Source organism: Acuticoccus sp. I52.16.1 (assembly GCF_022865125.1).
GTDB lineage: Bacteria > Pseudomonadota > Alphaproteobacteria > Rhizobiales > Amorphaceae > Acuticoccus.
This window is the reverse complement of record NZ_CP094832.1, coordinates 33,391-53,537: the sequence shown is the minus strand read 5'-3', so window position 1 is coordinate 53,537 and position 20,147 is coordinate 33,391. Positions and strand designations below refer to the sequence as shown.

General features: G+C 71.1%; 17 protein-coding genes. 6 read left to right on the top strand and 11 right to left on the bottom strand.

Features of this window, described 5'->3' with window-relative positions; genetic code table 11:
- The first annotated feature begins 1 nt into the window (after position 1).
- The 3 genes from MRB58_RS24310 (at position 2) to MRB58_RS24300 (ending at position 2,285) form a co-directional block, all read left to right on the top strand.
- On the top strand, positions 2 to 1,234 hold the full coding sequence (locus tag MRB58_RS24310) for a ParB/RepB/Spo0J family partition protein (protein ID WP_244782295.1): 1,233 nt from the start codon (positions 2 to 4) through the stop codon (positions 1,232 to 1,234).
- 81 nt (positions 1,235 to 1,315) lie between these two features.
- Positions 1,316 to 1,816, top strand: coding sequence for an antitoxin Xre/MbcA/ParS toxin-binding domain-containing protein (locus tag MRB58_RS24305; protein ID WP_244782294.1), 501 nt, complete (start codon positions 1,316 to 1,318; stop codon positions 1,814 to 1,816).
- The gene (locus MRB58_RS24300) at positions 1,800 to 2,285 is read left to right on the top strand and encodes an RES family NAD+ phosphorylase (RefSeq protein ID WP_244782293.1); all 486 of its coding nucleotides are present in this window, start codon (positions 1,800 to 1,802) and stop codon (positions 2,283 to 2,285) included. Before MRB58_RS24305 ends, MRB58_RS24300 begins: the two co-directional genes overlap by 17 nt.
- Before the next feature lie 20 nt (positions 2,286 to 2,305).
- On the opposite strand, the gene MRB58_RS24295 is transcribed toward MRB58_RS24300, so the two are convergent.
- The 8 genes from MRB58_RS24295 to MRB58_RS24260 form a co-directional block, all read right to left on the bottom strand.
- On the bottom strand, positions 2,306 to 3,565 hold the full coding sequence (locus MRB58_RS24295; protein ID WP_244782292.1) for an MFS transporter: 1,260 nt from the start codon (positions 3,563 to 3,565) through the stop codon (positions 2,306 to 2,308).
- A gap of 161 nt (positions 3,566 to 3,726) precedes the next feature.
- Positions 3,727 to 4,716: an ABC transporter ATP-binding protein gene (locus MRB58_RS24290; RefSeq protein ID WP_244782291.1), complete on the bottom strand. Its 990-nt coding sequence runs from the start codon at positions 4,714 to 4,716 to the stop codon at positions 3,727 to 3,729.
- Positions 4,717 to 4,726: 10 nt separating this feature from the next.
- The gene (locus tag MRB58_RS24285) at positions 4,727 to 5,722 is read right to left on the bottom strand and encodes an ABC transporter ATP-binding protein (protein ID WP_244782290.1); all 996 of its coding nucleotides are present in this window, start codon (positions 5,720 to 5,722) and stop codon (positions 4,727 to 4,729) included.
- Complete coding sequence (locus MRB58_RS24280; RefSeq protein ID WP_244782289.1) at positions 5,719 to 6,558, bottom strand: ABC transporter permease; 840 nt, start codon at positions 6,556 to 6,558, stop codon at positions 5,719 to 5,721. Before MRB58_RS24280 ends, MRB58_RS24285 begins: the two co-directional genes overlap by 4 nt.
- Positions 6,559 to 6,562: 4 nt before the next feature.
- Entirely contained in the window at positions 6,563 to 7,573 is a 1,011-nt protein-coding gene (locus MRB58_RS24275; RefSeq protein ID WP_244782288.1) for an ABC transporter permease, read from the bottom strand.
- Positions 7,574 to 7,719: 146 nt separating this feature from the next.
- The gene (locus MRB58_RS24270) at positions 7,720 to 9,306 is read right to left on the bottom strand and encodes an ABC transporter substrate-binding protein (RefSeq protein ID WP_244782287.1); all 1,587 of its coding nucleotides are present in this window, start codon (positions 9,304 to 9,306) and stop codon (positions 7,720 to 7,722) included.
- Positions 9,307 to 9,319: 13 nt separating this feature from the next.
- The gene (locus tag MRB58_RS24265; RefSeq protein ID WP_244782286.1) at positions 9,320 to 10,081 is read right to left on the bottom strand and encodes an aspartate/glutamate racemase family protein; all 762 of its coding nucleotides are present in this window, start codon (positions 10,079 to 10,081) and stop codon (positions 9,320 to 9,322) included.
- 11 nt (positions 10,082 to 10,092) lie between these two features.
- A complete protein-coding gene (locus MRB58_RS24260) occupies positions 10,093 to 11,865 on the bottom strand; it encodes a M28 family peptidase (RefSeq protein WP_244782285.1) in 1,773 nt (590 codons plus the stop codon).
- 111 nt (positions 11,866 to 11,976) lie between these two features.
- Between MRB58_RS24260 and MRB58_RS24255 the strand changes: the two genes are divergently transcribed.
- The 3 genes from MRB58_RS24255 to MRB58_RS24245 are packed head-to-tail and all read left to right on the top strand — an operon-like array spanning position 11,977 to position 14,854.
- Positions 11,977 to 13,146: a M20 family metallopeptidase gene (locus tag MRB58_RS24255; RefSeq protein ID WP_244782354.1), complete on the top strand. Its 1,170-nt coding sequence runs from the start codon at positions 11,977 to 11,979 to the stop codon at positions 13,144 to 13,146.
- Positions 13,146 to 14,150 carry an NADPH:quinone reductase gene (locus MRB58_RS24250; protein WP_244782353.1) on the top strand — a complete coding sequence of 335 codons (1,005 nt, stop codon included), beginning with the start codon at positions 13,146 to 13,148 and terminating at the stop codon, positions 14,148 to 14,150. Before MRB58_RS24255 ends, MRB58_RS24250 begins: the two co-directional genes overlap by 1 nt.
- Positions 14,147 to 14,854: a GntR family transcriptional regulator gene (locus MRB58_RS24245; RefSeq protein ID WP_244782352.1), complete on the top strand. Its 708-nt coding sequence runs from the start codon at positions 14,147 to 14,149 to the stop codon at positions 14,852 to 14,854. Before MRB58_RS24250 ends, MRB58_RS24245 begins: the two co-directional genes overlap by 4 nt.
- A 9-nt stretch (positions 14,855 to 14,863) precedes the next feature.
- On the opposite strand, the gene MRB58_RS24240 is transcribed toward MRB58_RS24245, so the two are convergent.
- From MRB58_RS24240 to MRB58_RS24230, 3 genes are read right to left on the bottom strand one after another with little or no spacing between them, the layout of a single operon-like run.
- The gene (locus MRB58_RS24240) at positions 14,864 to 16,243 is read right to left on the bottom strand and encodes a M20/M25/M40 family metallo-hydrolase (protein WP_244782351.1); all 1,380 of its coding nucleotides are present in this window, start codon (positions 16,241 to 16,243) and stop codon (positions 14,864 to 14,866) included.
- Positions 16,240 to 18,273, bottom strand: coding sequence for a hydantoinase/oxoprolinase family protein (locus MRB58_RS24235; protein WP_244782350.1), 2,034 nt, complete (start codon positions 18,271 to 18,273; stop codon positions 16,240 to 16,242). The genes MRB58_RS24240 and MRB58_RS24235 overlap by 4 nt, the downstream gene beginning before the upstream one ends.
- Positions 18,260 to 20,098, bottom strand: coding sequence for a hydantoinase B/oxoprolinase family protein (locus tag MRB58_RS24230; RefSeq protein WP_244782349.1), 1,839 nt, complete (start codon positions 20,096 to 20,098; stop codon positions 18,260 to 18,262). The genes MRB58_RS24235 and MRB58_RS24230 overlap by 14 nt, the downstream gene beginning before the upstream one ends.
- Positions 20,099 to 20,147: the final 49 nt, after the last annotated feature.

Sequence of the window (20,147 nt, the reverse complement as noted above, 5' to 3'; positions counted from 1 at the left end):
GATGGCCAAATCGACCCGCAAGCGCGTCGCCAGCGTCCTCGCCGACATTGCCAACGAGGACGACGACGCGCCGCGCACTCCGCCACGCGCCGCGCCCGCCCGGCCCGAGCCCACGCCGAAACCCCCGGCCGCCGCGGCCGCCGAAACACCGCCCGCCGCATCCGAGCCGGCCGCAGGACCGATCCCGGCGCCCCAGCCGTCTCCCCCGTCGGTCGCCGGCGCCGCGGCGGAGAAGGTCGAGGCGGCACCCCCCGCGACGCCGCCGTCAGCCGAGGAGCCGCCAGCCGCGTCACGGGCGGAGGCGGCGCCGGAGACCAAGTCGGTGCCACGGCCGGCGCCGGGCTCGCGCGCGCCGGGCCTCGGCCACCTCCTCAACAACTGGGGCGAGCAGAGCCGGGAGGCCGAGCATTGGCGCCGCGCACTGGACGATGGCGCCGTCGTCCAGGAGATCGCGACCGAGCGCATCACACCCTTCCGCTGGCACGACCGCTTCGCCGACTTCGACGACAGCGCCGAGTTCGACGCGCTGGTCGAGAGCATTCTACGCGAGGGGCAGATCGCGCCGGCGCTCGTGCGCCCTCATCCGAGCGAGGCGGGGCGGTTCGAGCTGGTCTATGGCCACCGCCGGCACCGCGCGTGCGTCAAGCTCGGCCGGCCGCTGCGCGCCATCGTACGTACGATGGACGACGAGGCCGCCGTCACCGTCCTGTCGCGCGAGAACAGCCAGCACGCCCCGCCTTCCTTCATCGAGAAGGCGCGCCAGGCCTCCAAGCTCCTCGCCGACACCGGGTGGACCGTGCAGTTCACCGCCGACGTCCTCGGGGTGCAGCGCAGCGAGGTCAGCCGGTACCGCATGGTGATGACCTTGCCGGACCGTCTCGTCATGCACATCGGCGGCGACCCGTCGATCGGCCGGCCGACATGGCTGTCGCTGGAGACGCTGTGGCGCGAGGAGGCCGCGCGCGCCCGCATCGCCGCCGAGCTCGATCGGGTGGAGCGCCAGGAGATCCGGGGCGCGCGGGCGATGCGCCGGTTGATCGCCGCCGGCCGCCCCCATGCGGCCAAGGGCGAAGTGTTCCGCCCGCGCGGCGCCAAGGAACCGGTGCTGCGCCGGGATGTCACGGCCGCGTCCGACAAGATCGTCATCGACAAGCGCCTCGCGTCCGGCTTCGGCGACTTCCTGTGGGACAAGCTCGACGACCTCTGGAAGGAATGGAACAGCCGCAGCGAGTAGGGTTGCCGGCCCTTGAAATCGCCTGCCAAATGCCGAAGTATTGACGGCGTATGGCAGGCAGGGCGAACGAGGCATAGAACCATGAGCGACGACGCGAAGCCGGCCGCGCGGCGCACGCGGTCGCACCACGGCACCCGCGCGGCAGGGGAGGGGGCCCGCCGGCCCGCGGCGCAGGCGATGGCCGCACCCTCGCCGGTGACGGCGAGCGAGGTGTGGGTGCAGCCGTTCAGCTATGCCGAGATCATGGAGGGCGTCAGCGGTGCCCGCCTCGCGGAAGCGTTCGCCAGCGGTGCCCTGCGCCGGTCCGATGTCGAGATGGTGATCCCGCCGCGGACGCTCGCCCGGCGGATCAACGAGGGGCAGGAGCTGAAGATCGCCGAGGCCGACGCCGTGGTCCGCCTCGCCCGCGTCCGCGCCCACGCCGAGGAGGCGTTCGGCGACATCGCCACCGCCGACCGCTGGCTCACCAGCCCCAACCCCGCGCTCGCCGGCGAACGACCGATCGAGATGGCGCGGACCGACGTCGGCGCCCGCGAGGTCGAGGACGCGCTGGTGAGGTTCGAATATGGCGTCTTCGGTTGAGGGCACCGTCTGGCGCCTGACGCGACCGCAATATGCGCCGGGGCTCGACGGCAAGGGCGCACGCCTCGCCGGGGGCCGGTGGAACAGCCGCGGCGTGGCGGTGGTCTACTGCGGCTCCAGCCTGGCGCTGTGCGTCCTCGAAACCTTCGTCCACCTGCCGCACGAGATGCGCACCGTCGCCGCGCTCCCCACGATGAGCGCGATCGAGATCGTGCTGCCGGCGGAGGCGCGGATCGACGACGTGGAGGCACGCGGGACGTTTGCGCCGGAGGACGCCGCCGCCTGCCGGGCCATCGGCGATGCGTGGGTGGCGGAGGGCGCCGTGCTCGCCCTCTCGGTGCCGTCGGCGATCGTGCCGCAGGAGCGCAACCTGGTGCTCAACGCCGCCCACCCGCTCATGGCGGCAGTCACGGTCCGCCGCACCGAGGTCTTCGGCTTCGACGCGCGCCTCGCCGGCGCGGCCGGCTAGGTCCGCCGGCGGACCGTTCGTCAGGCTCCGGCGCGCGGCGTCGGCGGCGCACGATGGCGGATCGCCAGCAGCAGCAGGCCCGACACGAAGGGGGGCGCCGCGGCGAACAGGAAGCCGGCGGTGTAGCTGCCGGTGGCGGCGACGATGGTACTGATGACGAGCGGGCCGATCACGTAGCCCGCGAAGATGAAGAAGGTCGTCGCCGCGGTCGCCTCGCCGACGCGGCCGCGCGGGGCGAGGGCGCTCACCTCCGCGAGGAGCACCCCGTTCCACGAGGCGACCGCGAAGCCGGAGACCGCCGCGACGGCGCTGATGGCGACATACGGCCAGTCCGCCTCGGCGAACGCCAGCACCGCCATCGTCGCGGAGGAGGCGAAGGCGAGGCCGACGAGGGTGCGGTGCGCCGAGCCGATCCGGTCGGCGATCCACCCGACCGCCACCCGCGACACGACGCCGACCGCCTGCATCAGTGCGAAGGCCGCGCCGATGGCGGCGAGCGAGTGGTCCGTGCCGACGTGCAGCGCGGTGACGAAGAAGGTGAAGAGCGCCCCCTGCGCCACGGCGAACGAGACGCCGGCGAAGGTGATGACGATGCGCCCCGGATCGGCCAGCACGATGCGGAACGGCATGGTGAGCTGGGCGGCGAGGCGCGGGGCGAGGGCTCCCGCCGCGGCCTCCGGCGGCAACGGCCGGTCGGCGTCGATGGCGTGGCGCAGCGGCTCGGCGGCGAGGACCGCGAGGAAGGTCAGCACCGCCGCGCCGACGATCGCCGCCGGGACACCGCCCCACAAGAGGAGCGGCGGCAGCATCGCCCCCGCGATCACCCCGCCCAGCGGCACGCCCGACTGCTTGATGGAGAACATCAGCGAGCGGCGCCGCGCCGGCACCCTCTGCTGGAGCACCTCGCTCCCCGCCGGCGCGGAGGGGGCATAGCCGACGCCGATCGCGAACGAGGCCAGCAGCAGCGCCGCCCACGAGCCGCTGAGGCCGAGAAGGATCGCCCCGCCGCCGAGCAGCGCGCCGCATTGCAGCAGCCGCACCGGGCCGAACACCGCGATCAGCGGCGCCCCACCGAGCAGGAACACCATCGTCCCGAACGAGCACAGCGCCGCGAGATGGCCGACATTCTCGTCCGGCACCCCGGCGAGCGCGGTGATCGGCGGGCCGATGACGGGGAGAGCCCGCGTCAGCATGGCGAGCACGGTCTGCATCGCCGTCGCCACCACGAGCGCGGCGATCCACGGCTTGGGCCGCGCAGCCGCGGCGGTCACATCACCCATCGGAACCCATCGACGACAATATCCTGCGCCCTGATGAAGCACGGGCGGCGCCCGCCCGGAAGCCGGCAAAGCGGGCGAGAGCCTCCGGCCGCGGTGCGGTCGGGCCGCGACCGTGTCGCCGGGGACGCGGACGGGCTACGCGGCCGGGTTACGAAGACGGGCTACGCGGCACGGTCGCGCAGGGCCTGCCAGTGAATGCAGCGGACGTGGTGGCCGTCCGCCTCCTCCAGCGGGGGGACGGCCTTGGTGCAGGCGTCGTCCGAGTAGTCGCAACGGGTGTGGAAGGCGCAGCCGTCCGGCACCTTGCGCACGCTCGGCGGGTCGCCCTCGATCATCTTGGCGCGGTCGAGCTGGCCGGGTTCCAGCGAGGGGGCCGCCTCCAGCAGCGCGTGCGTGTAGGGATGGCGGGGGCGGGCGAACACATCCTCCGTCCGGCCGATCTCGACGATGCGGCCGAGGTACATGATCGCCACCCGGTCGCACATGCGCCGCACGACCGAGAGGTCGTGGCTGATGAAGATGTAGGTGAGGCCGAACTGCTCGCGAATGTCGCGCATCAGCCGCAGCACCGTCGCCTGCACCGAGAGGTCGAGCCCGGAGGTCGGCTCGTCGAGGATGATGAGGCGCGGACGCAGGATGAGCGTGCGGGCGAGGCCGACCCGCCGCTGCTGCCCGCCGGACAGCTCGTGCGGATAGCGCCGCTTGAAGGAGGGCGCGAGGCCGACCGCGTCGAGCATCTCGTCGATCAGGCGGTCGCGCTCCTTGCGGTCGGTCACGCCGTTGATGCGCAGCGATTCGTGCAAGATCCCGCCGACGCGCCACCACGGATCGAGCGCCGCGCCGGGGTCCTGGTGGACGTACTGGATGTCGCCGCGCAGCCGCCGCGCGCGCCGCGGGTCGACGCCGGAGACCTCGCGCCCGGCGAGCAGGATGTCGCCCGAGTCCTCGCGGTAGAGGCCGAGGATCGTCTTGGCGAGGGTGGACTTGCCGCACCCCGATTCGCCGACGAGGCCCAGCACCTCGCCCTCGCGCACCTCGAGGCTGACGTCGTTGACGGCGACGACCGGGGCGGGCGCCGGCGCCAGGAAGCGCTTGGTGCCGCGAAACTCCGTCACGATGCGGTCGAGCTGGAGGAGGGGTTCGTCGCGCATGGCGGGGCGATCACTCATAAAGGACACAGGCGACGCGGTTCTCCCCCGCATCGGTTCGGGCGAGCGGCGGGCGGCGGGCGCTACAGGCCGGCATCGCCTGCTCGCAGCGCGGGTTGAAGCGGCACCCGTCCGGCGGGGCGAGCGGGGAGGGGACCTGGCCGGCGATCCCGGCGATATCCGCCGAGCGTTCCGGGTGGCAGGCGATCAGCCGGCGCGAGTAGGGATGCAGCGGCGCGCCGATGACGCTCGCCGCGCGGCCGGACTCGATCGTCTGCCCCGCGTACATCACCGAGACCGAATCGCAGACCTGCGCCAGCACGCCGAAATCGTGCGTCACGAACAGCATCGACGCCTCGAACTCCTCCACCAGTTCCTTGAGGAGCTTGAGGATCTGCATCTGCGTCGTCACGTCGAGCGCGGTGGTCGGCTCGTCTGCGAGGATCAGCTCGGGCTGCGAGGCGAGGGCGGCGGCGATGAGGAGGCGCTGCCGTTGCCCGCCGGAGAACTGGTGCGGGTAGCGCTCCAGCGCGTCCTCCGGGTCCGGCACCTGCACCTGGCGCAGGAGCTTGACGAGGTGCTCGCGGTAACGGCGCGCCTTGGCCCGGGTCAGCCGCCCATCCGGCGCCTCGCCCGGCATCCCGTTCCAGACCAGGATTTCCATCAGCTGCTTGCCGACCTTGAAGACCGGGTTGAGCGCCAGATAGGGGTCCTGCGGGATGAAGCCGATGCCGCTGCCGCGGATGCGCCGGCGCATCTCGTCGCGCGACAGGGTCAGGAGGTCCGTGCCGCGGAACCAGATGGACCCGGCGTCGACCACCGCCTGCCGCGGCAGGATGCCGAGGATCGTCTTGATCAGCGTGGACTTGCCGCAACCGGACTCGCCGGCGATGCCAAGGACGTGCCCGCGCGGCAGGTCGAAGTCGACGAAATCGAGGATCCGCGCGCGGCCTTCGTCGGTCGGGACGGAGATCTTCAGGCCCTGGACGGAGAGGGTGGAGACGGTCATCGCGAGCGCCTCAGCCGCGGGTCGACGAGGTCCCTGAGGCCGTCGCCGAAGAGGTTGAAGCCGAGCACGGTGACGAGGATCGCGAGGCCCGGGAAGGTCGCAAACCACCAGCTTTCGGGGAGGTATTGCCGGCTCTCGGCGATGGCGAGGCCCCAGTCCGGCGAGGGCGGCGTCGCGCCGATGCCGAGGAAGCCGAGCGTCGCCGCCGTCAGGATGGTGAAGCCCATGCCGATGGTGGCGCGCACGATGATGGGCGCGGCGACGTTGGGCAGGATGTGCGCCACGATGATGCGCAGCCGGCTCGCCCCCAACCCCTCCATCGCCTCGATGAAGAGGGCCGAGCGCAGGCGCCGCGTCTCGGAATAGACGGTGCGGGTGAAGAACGGCCAGTAGGTGAGGGCGAGCGCCAGCATCGCGCTCTCGATCCCGCGCGAGAGGATCTGCGCCACCGCCAGCGCCAGGATGAGCTGCGGCACGGCGAGGAAGATGTCGGTCACGCGCATGATGACCTCCGACACCCAGCCCGAGACGTAGCCGGCGTAAAGCCCCAGCGGGATGCCGATCAGCATCGAGACGACCACGACGCCGATGGCGATGGTGAGCGCGGTGCGGCTGCCGACGATGACGCGCGAGAGGACATCGCGGCCCAGATTGTCGGTGCCGAACGGGTGCTCCCAGCTCGGCGGCTGGAGGCGGGCGAGGATGTTGGCGCGGAAGACGCCGTCCGGGTCCGGCGCGATCTGCCAGGCGAAGATCGCGCAGGTGACGATGGCGAGGATGATGACGAGGCCGATCACCGCCGGCACGTCGCGCAGGAGCTTCTTGAGAACCAGCATGGCGTTACATTTGGTCCGCGACGCGGGGGTCGATGATCCCGTGGATGAGGTCGACGACGATGTTCACCGCCGCGTAGATGAGACCGACGACGAGCGTCACCGCGAGGATCGCCTTGTAGTCGGAGGTGAAGATCGCCTCGACGAGATAGGAGCCGAGGCCCGGCCAGTCGAAGATCGCCTCGACCACGACGGCGCCGGCGACGAGCTGGCCGAAGAGGAGACCGATCTGCGTCACCGGCGAGACCAGCGAATTGCGCAGGACGTAGGGCAGGATGATGCGCCGCTTGGGGTAGCCGACCGCCTCCTCGTAGGTGACGAAGTCGCGCTGCATGGTCTCGATGATCGACGAGCGGGTGAACCGGGCGATGGTGGCGAGCCCGCCCAGCGAGAGCGTGAAGGCTGGCAGGACGAGGTGCTGCAGCGCCTGCCAGAAGGTGCCGAACTCGCCGGAAATCAGGGAATCGACGAGGTAGAGGCCGGTCACGTCCGGCGGGGCGGGCATTCCGGTGGGGAGCCGGCCGCGTAGCGGCAGCCAGTCGAGCTCCATCGCGAACAGCATCTGGAGCATGATCGCGAACCAGAACGAGGCGACCGCGAGCCCGGCGACCGAGACGATGCGCACCGCGTGGTCGAACGGCGAGTTGTGCCACACCGCCGCGAGGGTGCCGACGAGGATGCCGCCGAACGCCGCGAAGGTGAGCGCCACCAGGGTCAGCTCCATCGTCGCCGGCAGGCGCAGCACGATGTCGTCGCCGACCGGGCGGCGCGAGTAGGCCGAGACGCCGAAATCGCCTTGCGCGATCTGCGACAGGTAGCGGCCGAACTGGACGACGATGGGATCGTCGAAGCCGAACTTCTGGCGGATCTCGGCGATCTGCTCGGGCGTGGCGTTCTCGCCGGCGAGCGTCGCGGCGGGGTCGCCGGGGACCATCTGCAACATCACGAAGGTGAGGAGCAGCAGCCCGAAGAGGACCGGCACCATCAACAGGATGCGGCGAAGGACGAAACGAAACATGACCGTCTCCGGTTGAGGCCCTGCGAAGGGTGGCGCCGCGCCGTGGCGGCGGGGCCGCGCGTGCGGCGGGCGCGCCGCCCGCGAGGGGCCGACGCGCCCGCCGACAGCCTGCGGCACGGGTGCCGCAGGCGGGTGCCGGGCCGGGCTTACTCGGCCATCGAGATCCAGCGGATGTCGCCGCCCGAGCCGACGGGGGAGAACTTGTAGCCCTCCACCTTGTCGCTGAGGCCGCGCAGCTGGACGGTGTTGTAGATCCACACGTCCACCGCATCGTCGACGACGATGCGCGAGGCCTCCTCGTAGAGGGTGGCGCGCTTGGCCTGGTCGGTCTCGGCGCGGGCCTCACGCAGCAGCGCGTCCACCTTGTCGTTCTGGTACCAGGACGAGGCCTTCCAGGTGCCGTGGAACTGGCTGTCGTACATCTGGCCGATCCAGTTCTCCGGGTCGACGAAATAGGTGGAGACCCAGTGGACCCACATGTCCGGCGTCGTCTCGGCGGAGGCGGCGTCGGTGGTGAGCTGCGCCCAGGTGGACGGGACGAGGTTCAGCGTCAGGCCCAGTTCCTGGAAGCCGGCCTGGAGAAGCTGCGCCGACTGCGTCGTCTGGTCGAGCGCCGACTGGATCTGGATCTCCATCGGCCGGTCGAGGTCGGCGCCTTCGGCCCGCGCGGCGTCGCAGTACTCTTTGGCCTTCTCGATATCGTAGCCGTAGGGCTCGAGGTCGGCCGGCGCGCCCCACAGGTTGTTGGGGATCGGGCCCGCGTTGCGGATCGCGTAGTCCTTCAGGATGATCGAGATGAACCCGTCATACTGGAAGGCATGGCTGACGCACTTGCGGAAGTTCTTGTTGTCGAACGGCGCGCGCTGGTTGTTCATGCGGATGAGCATGACGCGCATGGACTCGTCCTGCGCCACATGCACGCCGTCCGCCTTCTCGACCCGCTCGACCTGATCGGTCGGCAGGTAGGAGTCGGTGGCGTCGATATCGCCGCGCATCAGCGCCAGCACGCGGGTCGAGGTCTCCTTCACCGGCGCGGCGCGCACGATGTCGACCGGGTTCTCGTTGTCGTCCCAGCCGTAGAAGTGATCCTCGAAGCGCATCATGTCCACGTTCTCTTGCGGACGATACGTCGACGGGTCGATCGAGTAGGCGCCGGAGCCGGCCTCGTTGGAGGCGAGCCATTCGGCGCCCCAGTCGCCGTCCTTCTCGTTCTCCTTGACGAGGTCCTCGTTGACGATCGCGACCAGCGGCAGCGCGGCGAGGAACGGCGTGTACGGTGCGTCGAGGACGAACTGCACGGTGAGATCGTCGACCTTGGTCACGTTCTCCGGCTTCAGAACCGGCTTGAACGCGCCCGAGGGGCCCTGGCCCATCTCCAGCAGGCGCTTGAACGAATAGACCACGTCGTCGGCGGTCAGCGCGCTGCCGTCGTGGAAGGTGACGTCCGGCTTCAGCGAGATCGTCCAGGTGAGGGCGTCGTCGCTGACCTCGTAGCCTTCGGCGAGCCACGGCTCCAGCTCGGGCGGGTTGCCGACGTAGCGGAACAGGCCGTCGTAGTTGTTGAGCAGGATGAACTGCATCGGCACGTCGTAGACGACATGCGGGTCGAGGCCCTTGGGCAGGGTGTCGCCCCAGACGATCTCGGACGGTGCCTCCTGGGCCATGGCGCCCGCTGGCCAGCCCGCCATGAGCGTCGCGGCGAGCGCGACACTCGCCAATAACGAAGTCTTCATTGCAGTGGTCCCCTCACGTTGTCTGTGTGGTTTCGAGGCGGCTCGCGCGGTCGAGCAGCGGCTTGTCCGGCGGCGTCGGCCAAGTGCGGCGGCTTTGCGTGATGCCGTGGGAGAGCATCGCCTCGGCCGTCTTCAGGCCGGCGACGACGGGGTTGACGATCGGAACGCCGAGCCGCGCCTGCAACTCGTCCGAGAGGCCGAGGAACGCCATGCTCATGCACCCGAGCACGAGAACGTCGGCGCCGTCGTCGAGACAGGCGCGCGCCGTGGTCTCGATCCGCTCCAGGGCGCCGGGCACGCGGTTGGCGAGCTCGGGCACGCGAAGCCCCATGCCGCGGCACGAGGCGTACCGCTCCGACAGGCCGAGATGGCGCACGCGAGCCTGGACACGGGCCGGGTTGGCATCACCCGGCGAGATGACCGAGAAGCGGTCGCCGAGCTGGAGGGCGAGCGCCATCGCCGCCTCGCCCGGACCGATCACGGGAACGTCGAGGCGTTCGCGCACCGGGTCGAGGCCGGGGTCGGAGAAGCAGCCGACGATGACTGCGTCCGCCCCCGCCCCCTCGATGCTGTCGATGAGGTGGGGGACCACCAGCGCGGCGTCGTAGTGGCTCTCGATTCCGGCGGTGCCGCGTGCGACGGAGCGCACGTCGATGGCGGTGCCGGCGGCGGCGTAGCGCTCCAGGAAGGCGCGCCGCCGCTCGATCTCCTCCGGGCCCGCCGTCACCTCCATCGGTGCCACGAGCTGGTAGAGGATGGTGTGGGGCGGGCGCATCGTCATCCGCCTCAGGCCAGCGTGCGCTCGGTGTCGCCGATGACGGCGAGCGCGTCGGCGATGGTGTCGGCGACGCGGTTGCGGTCGCGCACCAGCTTGGTCTCGAGCATCCATCGCGCCTCGCCGTCGGGCAGGGTGGCGAGCTGCGGAATGTCGAACAGGCACGGGATCATGGTGGTCTGCGGCGTGAAGCCGTAGGTGTCCTGCCCGTAGGTGCCCTTGGCGCTGCTCTGCAACGTCACCAGCATGTGCGACAGCTTCTTGAACGCCGCGTTGAGCGTGCGCGCCGCGTCCTCGTCGCCGGCGCCGTCCGCGAACTTGGCGCGCCAGGTCTCGGCCAGCGCGTCGAGCCGGTCGGCGGCCTCGGCGAAGGTCTCGGCCTGCTCGACGACGGAGCCGAGGCCCACCGGCGCACCCGCCGCCGCCAGCTCGTTGAGGCGGGCGAGGATCTGGTCGGCGACCGGGCGGTAGGCGAAGGGGAGCACCGGCGCCGTGCACAGCTCCCACAGGTAGGCGGCGTAGATGCGCAGGTGCACCTGCATCCAATCCCAATCGAGCTTGTCGAGCTTGTTCTCGATGGAGTGGTGCCACCAGCCGAGGGTGGCGAGCGCGGTGTCCTTCAGCTCCTGCTCGGTGAAGGAGCCTTCGCCGTGGAACATCGGGATGCCGAGGCCGAAGAACGAGGAGTCGCCGCTCTTGGCCGCGCGCTTCCAGTAGTTCTCCCGCCCACCCAGGAGGTTCTTCTCGATCCGGTCGTGGAAGCTCTTCAGCTCCGCGTTGGACGACGTCGCCCAGCGCGTGGTGCCGACGCAGCCCGGCTGGTCGATCTGGAAGTAGGTGACCGCGTGGTCGCGCAGCTTGTCCCAGTTGCGATCGGCGAACCAGGAGGAGCCGGCCATCGTCCCGGTCTCGTGCGCGGTCCAGAAGCCGAACACCAGGCCGCGGCGCAGCTCGGCCCGGTGCTGATTGAAGACGCGCGCCAGCTCGATCATGCAGGCGTTGCCGGCGGCATTGTCGGTCGCCGCCTCGCCCGGCCAAGAGTCCTGATGGCCGCCGACGAGGACGAAGTCGCCCGGCTCGGGGCTCGCGTCGAGCGCGATCTCGCCGACCGTGATCTGCACCGGCCGCCAGCCGTTCTCGACGTGGGTCTTCAGCCACACGCGCACCGTCCCCTCGGCGCACATGTCCTTCAGCTTCAGCCCCGCCGCGCGCGAGATGCCGATGCACGGGAGCGTCGCCATCTCGGTGTCGTAGGTGTCGGGCGTCGGCGTGCCCCAGGCGGGTTTGACCGAGCCGAACGGCACCGCCTCGTTCTCCGGGTGGCCCCAGTTCATCATCACGCAGCCGATGGCGCCCTTCAGCGCCGCGATGCGCTGCTTCTCGTGCCGCGCCGGCGAGTAGGACAGCTCGGTCAGGATGATCTTGCCGCGAACGTCCTTGCCCTCGTAGTCCGCGAACGCGCCGGAACCGACGTAGACGAGGTCGCCGCCGATCCCCTCGGGCATCGTCAGCGTGCTGTGGCCGAGCGTGTTGGCCTGGATCGAGATCTGCGTCGGCGCCGTGACGGCGAAGTCGGCGTGCTCGGGAAAGCTGACGATGGCGGGGAGCTCGTGGACGTGCGTGTCGGCGACACCGACCTCGCGCATCGCCGCGGCGCTGTACTCGGCCATCCGCTTGCCGTTCTCGGATCCCGCCGCGCGGTGCGGAATTTCGGTGACGATCGTCTCCACGTGCCGCCGCACGTTCGCTGCATCCACCTCGTCGATCACACTCGCCGGCGCCATGGCGAAACCCTTTTTGTCAGACAGTCCGATAAAAATACTGACTGCTGCCCTTTTTGGTGTCAATTTAGGTCTTGCACAAAGATTGAGCTAAGAGGTTTTCGGGCCGTGGCACTGACCGAACAGGAACAGCGACTGACGACGTGGTTCGAGGAAAAAGGCGGGGAAATGCTGGCCCTGACCGAGACTCTCGTGAACATCGACAGCGGCAGTTACGACAAGGAAGGCGTCGACGAAGTCGGCCGCGTGTTGGCCGATTGGCTCGAGGCACGCGGCATCGCATGCGAGTGGATCCCGATCGCCGAGCGCGGTGACGCGGTGCGCGCGGTGATCAACGCCGACGCGCCCGGCAAGGAGATCCTGCTGATGGGCCACCGCGACACCGTGTTCGGCCGCGGCGAGGTGGCCCAGCGGCCGTTCTCCACCGCGAACGGCCGTGCCTACGGCCCCGGCGTGTGCGACATGAAGGCGGGGCTGGTGCAGAACGCCTTCATCCTCGCCGCCTTCGAGGAGCTGGGCGGCGCGCCCGGGCCGATGGCCGCGCTCTTCACCAGCGACGAGGAGATCGCCACCGCGCACGGCCGCCCGATCATCGAGGCGGAGGCGCGGCGGGCGCGCGCCGTCTTCAACGCCGAGCCGGGGCGCATGAGCGGCAACGTCGTCACCGGGCGGCGCGGCGGGGTGTTCTTCGTCGCCGAGGTCTTCGGCAAGGCGGCGCACTCGGGCAACAGCTTCCATCTCGGCCGCAGCGCCATCGCCGAGATCGCCGACAAGATCGGCCGCTGGTTCGCGATGAACGAGCGCTTCGCCGACCGAAACATGCAGATCAACGTCGGCCTCGTCTCGGGCGGGCAGTCGGTCAACTCGGTCGCGCCCCATGCGCGGTGCGAGATCGACCTGCGCTACAAGACGCCGGCGGACCGGGACGATCTCGTCGCCGCGGTGGAGGAGATCGCGCGGACCTGCGTGATCGACGGCACGCGCGGCGAGATCGCCATCCGCGGCGAGTACCTCCCCGTCGCGCCGACGCCGGAGGGCGACGCGCTTTTCGCGCACTACAAGGCCGCCGCGAGCGACCTCGGTATCACGCTGGACGGCGAGTTCACGCTCTCCTGCGCCGATTCCGGTTTCACCGCCGCCCAGGGCGTGCCCACAATTTGCGCGATCGGCCCCGTCGGCGGTCATGCCCACGGGCCGGACGAGTATCTGGAGATCGCCACCGTAGTGCCGCGGGCGCAGGCGGTGGCGCTCGCCGTGTCGCGCCTGCCGCGGGTGACGCCCTGATGGCGGCGCACCCGGAGCGCATGCCGGCGGTCCGCTACACCGCCTTCGGCCCCGCTGCGACGACGCTCGAACTCGTCGACCTCCCCGTTCCCGCACCCGGCCACGGCGAGCTCTTGGTCGAGGTGAAGGCTTCCGGCGTCAATCCGCACGACACCAAGAAGCGCTCCGGCTGGCTGGGGGTGCCGCTGCCCGAGGGCGGCGTCGTCCCGCACAGCGACGGGGCGGGCGTGGTGGTCGCGGTCGGCGACGGCGTCCCGGCCTCGCGCATCGGCGAGCGCGTCTTCCTCGTGGGCGTCGGTCCCGAGAACGGGACCTGCGCCCGCTATGCGGTGGCCCCGGCGACGAACGCCTTTCCGCTTCCGGCGACGCTCAGCTTCGAGCAGGGCGCGTCGGTCGGCATCCCGGCGTTCACGGGCTACTTCGCGGTGCTGCACGCCGGGCCCGTCGCGGGGCGCACGGTGCTGATCCACGGTGGCGCGGGATGCGTCGGCCGCTGCGCGGTGGAGCTGGCCCGATACGGCGGCGCGCGCGTCATCGCCACCGTCAGCTCGCCGCACAAGGGCGCCATCGCGCGGGACGCCGGCGCGCACCACGTCCTCGACTACCGTAACGACGACGTCGCCGGCGCGGTCGCCGAGATCACGGGCGGGCGCGGCGCCGATCTCGTCGTCGACGTCGACTTCGGCGCCAACTGCGCGGTCGACGCGGCGACGGTCGCCGAGAACGGGCGCGTCGCATCCTACTCGTCCACCAGCGATCGCACGCCGACGCTGGACTACTACGCATTTGCTTTGAAGGGGGTGACGCTCCATTTCGTGCAGGGCGGGAAGATGCCGCCCGAGGTGCGACGGGAAGGGGGCCGCCTGATCGCAGCGCTCCTGCGCGATGGCCGGCTCGTCCCCGACGTCGCCTCGGTTCACACGATGCGCGCGGCTCCCGCGGCGCACGAGGAGATGGAAGGGGGACGCACCATCGGCAACATCGTGGTGGCGATCGACCCATGAGAAGCGAAATCGAAGAGCGCGCCCCGGTCGCGGTCCGCGTCGCCGATGCGCTGGACGCCGTCGGCCCGCCCACGCTGGTGCGCGAGAAGGCGTTCGAGCGGCTGCGCGAGGCGATCATCACCGGCCAGCTCCGCCCCGGCACGCGGCTGATCGAGCGCGAGCTGTGCGAGGGGCTGGGCGTCAGCCGCGCGTCCATCCGCGAGGTGATCCGCCAGCTGGAGGCCGAGCGGCTGATCGATATGGGGCCCAAGCGCGGACCCACGGTCGCCGTGCTCACCCGCAAGCAGGCGGCCGAGATCTACGAGCTGCGCGGCATGCTGGAGGAACGCCTGATCGAGGCGTTCGCTGCTCGCGCGACGCCCGAGCAGCGCGCCGGCCTGCGGGCGATCTTCGGCGAGCTGACGGAGGCCGCCGGCCGCATGGACCTGCGGCAGCTCGTGCACGTCATGGTGCGCTTCAACAAGCACATCGTGCACGCGCTGGACCACGAGATCTTCGACGACATCCTCGACCACGTGAACGCCCGCATCAGCTGGCTGCGCATGACGTCGATGTCCAAGCCCGGCCGCGTCGAGACGAGCCTGGGCGAGATCGAGGCGATCGTCGCCGCGGTGGAAGCGGGCGACCCCGAGGGGGCCGTCCGCAGCGTGCGCCACTACGTCACCAACGCCCGGGACGCCGCGCTGGAGCAGCTCCCGGACTGACCGCGGCCGCTACCCTCGGCGCGTCATCTTGCCGAGCTGGTCGAGGAGCGCCGCGCCGGTCCGGATCCCTTTGATGAAGAGGTCGATCTCCAGGTTCTCGTTGGGCGCGTGGTTGCGTTCGTCGGCGTTCGCGTAGGGGATCACGAACGCCGGCAGGCCGAGCGTCTTGGTGAAGACGTAGTCCGGCAGACTGCCGCCCAGGCTGGGATAGAGCAGCGGCTCGACGCCCCGCGCGGCCACCACGGCGGCGACGAGCGGGGCGGTGTAGGGCGAATCCATCGGCGTGCGCGAGGGGAGCATCCCGCCCCGGCGCACCACCTTCACCGTCGGCGCATGGCGCGCGACGTGGGCTTCGACCGCGTCGAGCACCTGGTCCGGCGTCATCTCGTCGACGAGGCGGATGTCGCACTTCGCCACCGCCTCGCACGGCAGGACCGCCTTGGAGCCGTCGCCGCCGTAGCCCCCGTGAAGGCCGTTGATGGTCAGCGTCGGGTGGAACATCAACCGCTCGTAGAACGGGCGGTCCGTCGGCTCGTCGAGCGCCGTCAGGCCCATCGCGGCCTTGTAGCCCTCAACGTCGAGCGGCAGTGCCGCGGCGGCCGCGCGGGCCTGCTCGGTCGGCGGGACGACGGGGTCGTGCAGGCCGTCGATGGTGATCGTCCCGTCCGGCCGCTTCATGGTGCCGAGGAGGTGGACGAGCTGCCAGACGGCGTTCGGCATCAACCCGCCGTGATTGCCCGAGTGCGCGTCGGTCCCCGCCGTCTTGGCGACGAGGTCGAAACTCGCCATCCCGCGCACGCCGAAGACGACGATCGGCTTGCCGGAGGGGTGCAGCGGTCCGTCGGAGGTGACGACGAGGTCGGCGTCGAGGCGGGCGGCATGCTCGGCCACGAACTCGGCGATGTGCGGGCTGCCGATCTCCTCCTCGCCCTCCAGGAGGACGATCACGTTGCAGGGCAGCTCGCCGGTCACCGCGAGGTGCGATTCGATGGCGAGGAGCTGGGCGAGGTGCTGGCCCTTGTTGTCGCCGACGCCGCGCGCGTAGATCCGTCCGTCGCGGATCGTCGGCTCGAACGGCGGGCTCAGCCATTCCTCGTACGGCTCGGGCGGCTGCACGTCGTAGTGGCCGTAGAGGAGCACGGTCGGCTTCGACGGATCGGCGCCGCGGCGGCCGAGCACCATCGGGTGGTTCTTCGTCGGCACCGCCTCGACCTCCATGCCGAGGCCCTTCAGCATCTCCACCAGCAGCGCCGACACCTCGCGGATGCCGATATTCTGCGCGCTGATCGAGGGATGGCGCACATAGTCCATCAGCCGCGCGACGAAGCTCTCCCGATTGGCGTCGATGTGCGCGAAGACGCCGTCGATGGGGGTGGTGGCAGACATCATGCGGGCTCTTTCGTCAGGAGTATGGCGCCGGAGGGGTGGACCGTCCCGCTCCAGCCGGGCGCGACGAGGGTGGTGGTGTCGAACTGGCTGACGATGGCGGGGCCATCGAACCGCGTACCCGCGCCGAAGGTCGCCCGGTCGTAGACCGGGACCTCCCGTGCCCCGTCCGCGAAGTGAACCGCGACCGTCTCGGTCGGCTCCGGCCGGTTGCCGGCGGGGAGGGGGTTGCGCGTCGGCTCGGACGCGACGCCGATCGCCTCGATCCGCAGGGTGACGAGTTCGATCGGCGCGTCGAGGGCGAAGCCGTAGAGCGCTTCGTGCCGCTCGGCGAAGCGGGCTTCCACGTCGGCGCGCGTTTCGGCCCAGGGCACGGCGAGTTCGTTGCCCTGGCCGTGATAGCGCAGGAGCGCGACGGAGGCGGTCCGCCGGTCGGCCGCCGCGACGCCTTCGGCGTCGAACCAGGCGGTGGCGCGCGCGCTCAGCGCGGCGAGGATGGCGCCGGCGGCCTCCACCTCCACCGGGCCGGCCTTCGGCAAGGTGCGGCTGAACTCGGCCTTGAGGTCGGCCGCGAGCAGCCCGTCGGCGCACAGGACGCCGGGCGCGACCGGGATCATCACGCGCCGGATGCCGAGAAGATCGGCGAGCGCGCAGCCGTGCAGCGGTCCCGCCCCGCCGAACGGGACGAGGGTGAAGTCGCGCGGATCGTGCCCCCGCTCGACCGAGACGACGCGGACCGCGCCGACCATGTGGTTGTCGGCGATCGCCAGGATGCCGCGCGCGGCCGTCGCCACGTCGAGCCCCAGCGGCTCGGCGACGTGCTCGGCGACGGACCGGCGCGCGGCCTCGACGTCGAGCGCCATCTTTCCCCCCAGGAGGCGGGCCGGCAGGTGGCCGAGGACGACGTGCGCGTCCGTCACCGTCGGCGCGGTGCCGCCGCGGCCGTAGGCGGCGGGACCGGGCATCGCCCCCGCGCTCTGCGGCCCGACCGACAGAGTCGCCCGCTCCACCTTGGCGAGCGAGCCGCCGCCGGCGCCGATCGTGACCATGTCGACCATCGGCAGCGGCAGCGGCCAGGCGCCGACCGAGCCCTTCTGCGTCAGCCCGATGCGCCCGCCTTCGATGAGGCAGATGTCCGCGCTGGTGCCGCCGATGTCGACCGTGATGATATCGGCGATGCCGCAGGCCGCCGCGTCCGCCGCCGCGCCGACGACACCGGCCGCCGGGCCCGAGAGCGCGGTCAGCGCCGGCGCCTTGCGGATCGCCTCCGCGCCGGCGACGCCGCCGTTGGACTGCATGAGGAGAAGCGGCGCGGCGATCCCCTCGTCCGCCAGCCGCCGCTCCAGCCGGCCGACATAGGTGGTGATCCCCGGCATCACCGCGGCGTTGAGCACCGTCGTCAGCGAGCGCTCGAACTCGCGGACCTCGGGCAGCACGTCGGTCGACGTCGTGACGGCGACGCCCGGCAGCGCGGCGGCGAGGATCTCGGCGGTGCGGCGCTCGTGCTCGGGGTTGGCGAAGGCGTGCATCAGGCACACCGCCACCGCCTCGACGTCCATCTTCGCCAGCGCGCGCGCGGCGGCGTGGACACTCTCCTCGTCGAGCGGGGTGCCGACGATGCCGCCGGCGAGAATGCGCTCGTCCACCTCGACGATGCGCGAAGGCGGCACGGGGCGTTTGGGCTTGACCCAGGTGTAGAGGTTGGCCGCCCGCGGAATGTCCTGCCGGCCGATGGCGAGGACGTGACGGAAGCCGCGCGTCGTCACCAGCGCGGTCTTGGCGCCCTTGTTTTCGAGGATCATGTTGGTGGCGACGGTGGTGCCGTGCAGCACCTGCGTCAGCGCCGACGCCTCGCGCCCCGCGTCGGCGAGCGCCAGGCGGATGCCGTTGAGGAACGCTTCGGACGGATCGGACGGGACGCTCGGCGTCTTGGCGCGCCACTTGGTGCCGGTGGCGTGGTCCACCAGCGCGACGTCGGTGAAGGTGCCGCCGATGTCGACGGCGATGGAGAGGGCCGAACTAGACGAGGGCATCGACGTACTCGTTACGGTGGAAGGCTTTGATGGCGGGACGGTCGAGGCGGCGCGAGGCGGTGGCGGCCGCGTCGAGCGCCCCGCCCGCGACGACGACGCCGTAGTGGAGGGCGGCCGCCTCGGCGGTGACGAAGCCGCCGAGGACGTCTTCGAGCACGTCGTCGGCCGGGCGGTCGTACGGGTGGCCGTAGCCGCCGCCCCCGCCGGTGACGATGCGCAGGATGTCGCCTTTTTGGAGGGCGTTGCCGTCCGACAGCGGGGCCAGCTCGCGCTCGCTCGCCGTGCCGGGATTGACGACGACGCGCCCGGCGCCGCCGGACTTGCCGCCGGCATAGCCCCACGGCGGGTTCTTCACGCTGTCGATCCGGATCGACAGCATCGCCGTCTCGGCTTCGATGACGTACTCGCGCACGATGCCACAGCCGCCGCGGTAACGCCCCGGCCCGCCGGTGTCGACCGCGATGCCGTAGGAGCGCATAGTCACCGGATAGCCGAGCTCCAGGAACTCGACCGGGTAGTTCTCCTGCGCCACGAAGTAGACCGCGTCGATCCCGTCCGCGGTCGGCCGCGCGCCGTAGCCGACGCCGATCCCGTCCGACAGGAGGTAGGGGGCGAGCGCCCCGTGCTCGTCGCGCGCCATGCCGCGGATCATCGCCACCACGTAGGCCGATTGGGCGGCCGGTGCGCCGCCGCCGGCGACGTTGACGAGCCCGTTCAGCGCGGAGAGCATGCGCATCATCGTCAGGCCGCGCAGGCCGAGCGGCGCCGGCCATCTGGGCTGCACGATCGACCCCTCGCGCAACCGCACCTCGTCGATCGCGAGGGGGCCGCCGGCGTTGCACACCTGCGCCGGGTCGCCGCCGAGGTAGTAGAGCCCCAACGCCGCGCCCGGGACACCGGGGTTCATGATGAGGTTGATCGGCCCCGCCGCCTGATCGTCGCTCTCGGTCGCGTCGAAGATGAAGCGGTCCTCGCCGTCCGGCCCGCGCTCGCGGGTGAGGGCGAAGCGCATCTTGAAGGGGCCGTTGCCGTGTCCGTCGGTGTCGATCGCGTCGGTGAAGCGGTGAGTGCCGTAGTCGAACGTCTCGGCGAGGCGTTGACGCACCAGGGCGCGCGTGCGGGCGAGGAGCTGGGCGAGCGCATCGGCGAACACCGTGCGCCCGAACCGCTCGGCGATTTCGCCGACGCGGGTGACGCCGAGCCCGACGCTCGCCACCAGCGCGCTCATGTCGCCGACGCTCTGGTCGGGAAAGCGCGAGTTGCGGTGGAAGATGGCGAGCGTCGCCTCGTTCGTGACCCCGGCGTCGACGAGCTTCGTCGGCGGGATGATGATGCCTTCCTGGAAGATCTCGGTCGCGTCCGGGCTGATCGACCCGGCGCGCAGGCCGCCGATGTCGGCAAAGTGCGCCCAGGACATGACGAACGCCGACAGGACGCCGCCGGTGAAGACCGGGGCCAGCAGCACCTGGTCGTTGGAATGCGACACCGCGCCCTGCGAGCCGTAGCAGTCGTTGTACCAGTAGACGTCGCCGGGCCGCATCGTTTCCTTGGGGAAGACGGCGAAGACGGGGCCGGTGAGGTCGCCGAAGATCGGCACCTTGGAGCCGACCGCCATGATCCCGTCGGCGTCGAAGAGGGCGGTGTAGAAGTCCTTCTTCTCGCGGATGAAGGCGGAGATGGCGGTGCGCTCGATCAGCGCTTCCATCTCGCTCTGCGCGGCGGAGATGGCGCCGCGCACGATCTCAAGCGTGACGGGGTCGCACACGGGCGGCGGACCGGCGGGCCGCAGCGGGCCGCCGGATGCGGGTTCCGCGTCTTGGCGCATGGGGCGTTGTCCTTGGGTCGAGGAGGGGGCGGGAGAGGATGGGGTCATG

What these genes read in the sequence shown, in the direction of transcription:
- MRB58_RS24240 (WP_244782351.1), bottom strand. Translation starts at nt 16,243, where the DNA reads ATGATGTCTGCCACCACCCCCATCGACGGCGTCTTCGCGCACATCGAC.
- MRB58_RS24270 (WP_244782287.1), bottom strand. Translation starts at nt 9,306, where the DNA reads ATGAAGACTTCGTTATTGGCGAGTGTCGCGCTCGCCGCGACGCTCATG.
- MRB58_RS24235 (WP_244782350.1), bottom strand. Translation starts at nt 18,273, where the DNA reads ATGCCCTCGTCTAGTTCGGCCCTCTCCATCGCCGTCGACATCGGCGGC.
- MRB58_RS24305 (WP_244782294.1), top strand. Translation starts at nt 1,316, where the DNA reads ATGAGCGACGACGCGAAGCCGGCCGCGCGGCGCACGCGGTCGCACCAC.
- MRB58_RS24285 (WP_244782290.1), bottom strand. Translation starts at nt 5,722, where the DNA reads ATGACCGTCTCCACCCTCTCCGTCCAGGGCCTGAAGATCTCCGTCCCG.
- MRB58_RS24230 (WP_244782349.1), bottom strand. Translation starts at nt 20,098, where the DNA reads ATGCGCCAAGACGCGGAACCCGCATCCGGCGGCCCGCTGCGGCCCGCC.
- MRB58_RS24275 (WP_244782288.1), bottom strand. Translation starts at nt 7,573, where the DNA reads ATGTTTCGTTTCGTCCTTCGCCGCATCCTGTTGATGGTGCCGGTCCTC.
- MRB58_RS24245 (WP_244782352.1), top strand. Translation starts at nt 14,147, where the DNA reads ATGAGAAGCGAAATCGAAGAGCGCGCCCCGGTCGCGGTCCGCGTCGCC.
- MRB58_RS24280 (WP_244782289.1), bottom strand. Translation starts at nt 6,558, where the DNA reads ATGCTGGTTCTCAAGAAGCTCCTGCGCGACGTGCCGGCGGTGATCGGC.
- MRB58_RS24250 (WP_244782353.1), top strand. Translation starts at nt 13,146, where the DNA reads ATGGCGGCGCACCCGGAGCGCATGCCGGCGGTCCGCTACACCGCCTTC.
- MRB58_RS24295 (WP_244782292.1), bottom strand. Translation starts at nt 3,565, where the DNA reads ATGGGTGATGTGACCGCCGCGGCTGCGCGGCCCAAGCCGTGGATCGCC.
- MRB58_RS24260 (WP_244782285.1), bottom strand. Translation starts at nt 11,865, where the DNA reads ATGGCGCCGGCGAGTGTGATCGACGAGGTGGATGCAGCGAACGTGCGG.
- MRB58_RS24265 (WP_244782286.1), bottom strand. Translation starts at nt 10,081, where the DNA reads ATGCGCCCGCCCCACACCATCCTCTACCAGCTCGTGGCACCGATGGAG.
- MRB58_RS24290 (WP_244782291.1), bottom strand. Translation starts at nt 4,716, where the DNA reads ATGCGCGACGAACCCCTCCTCCAGCTCGACCGCATCGTGACGGAGTTT.
- MRB58_RS24300 (WP_244782293.1), top strand. Translation starts at nt 1,800, where the DNA reads ATGGCGTCTTCGGTTGAGGGCACCGTCTGGCGCCTGACGCGACCGCAA.
- MRB58_RS24310 (WP_244782295.1), top strand. Translation starts at nt 2, where the DNA reads ATGGCCAAATCGACCCGCAAGCGCGTCGCCAGCGTCCTCGCCGACATT.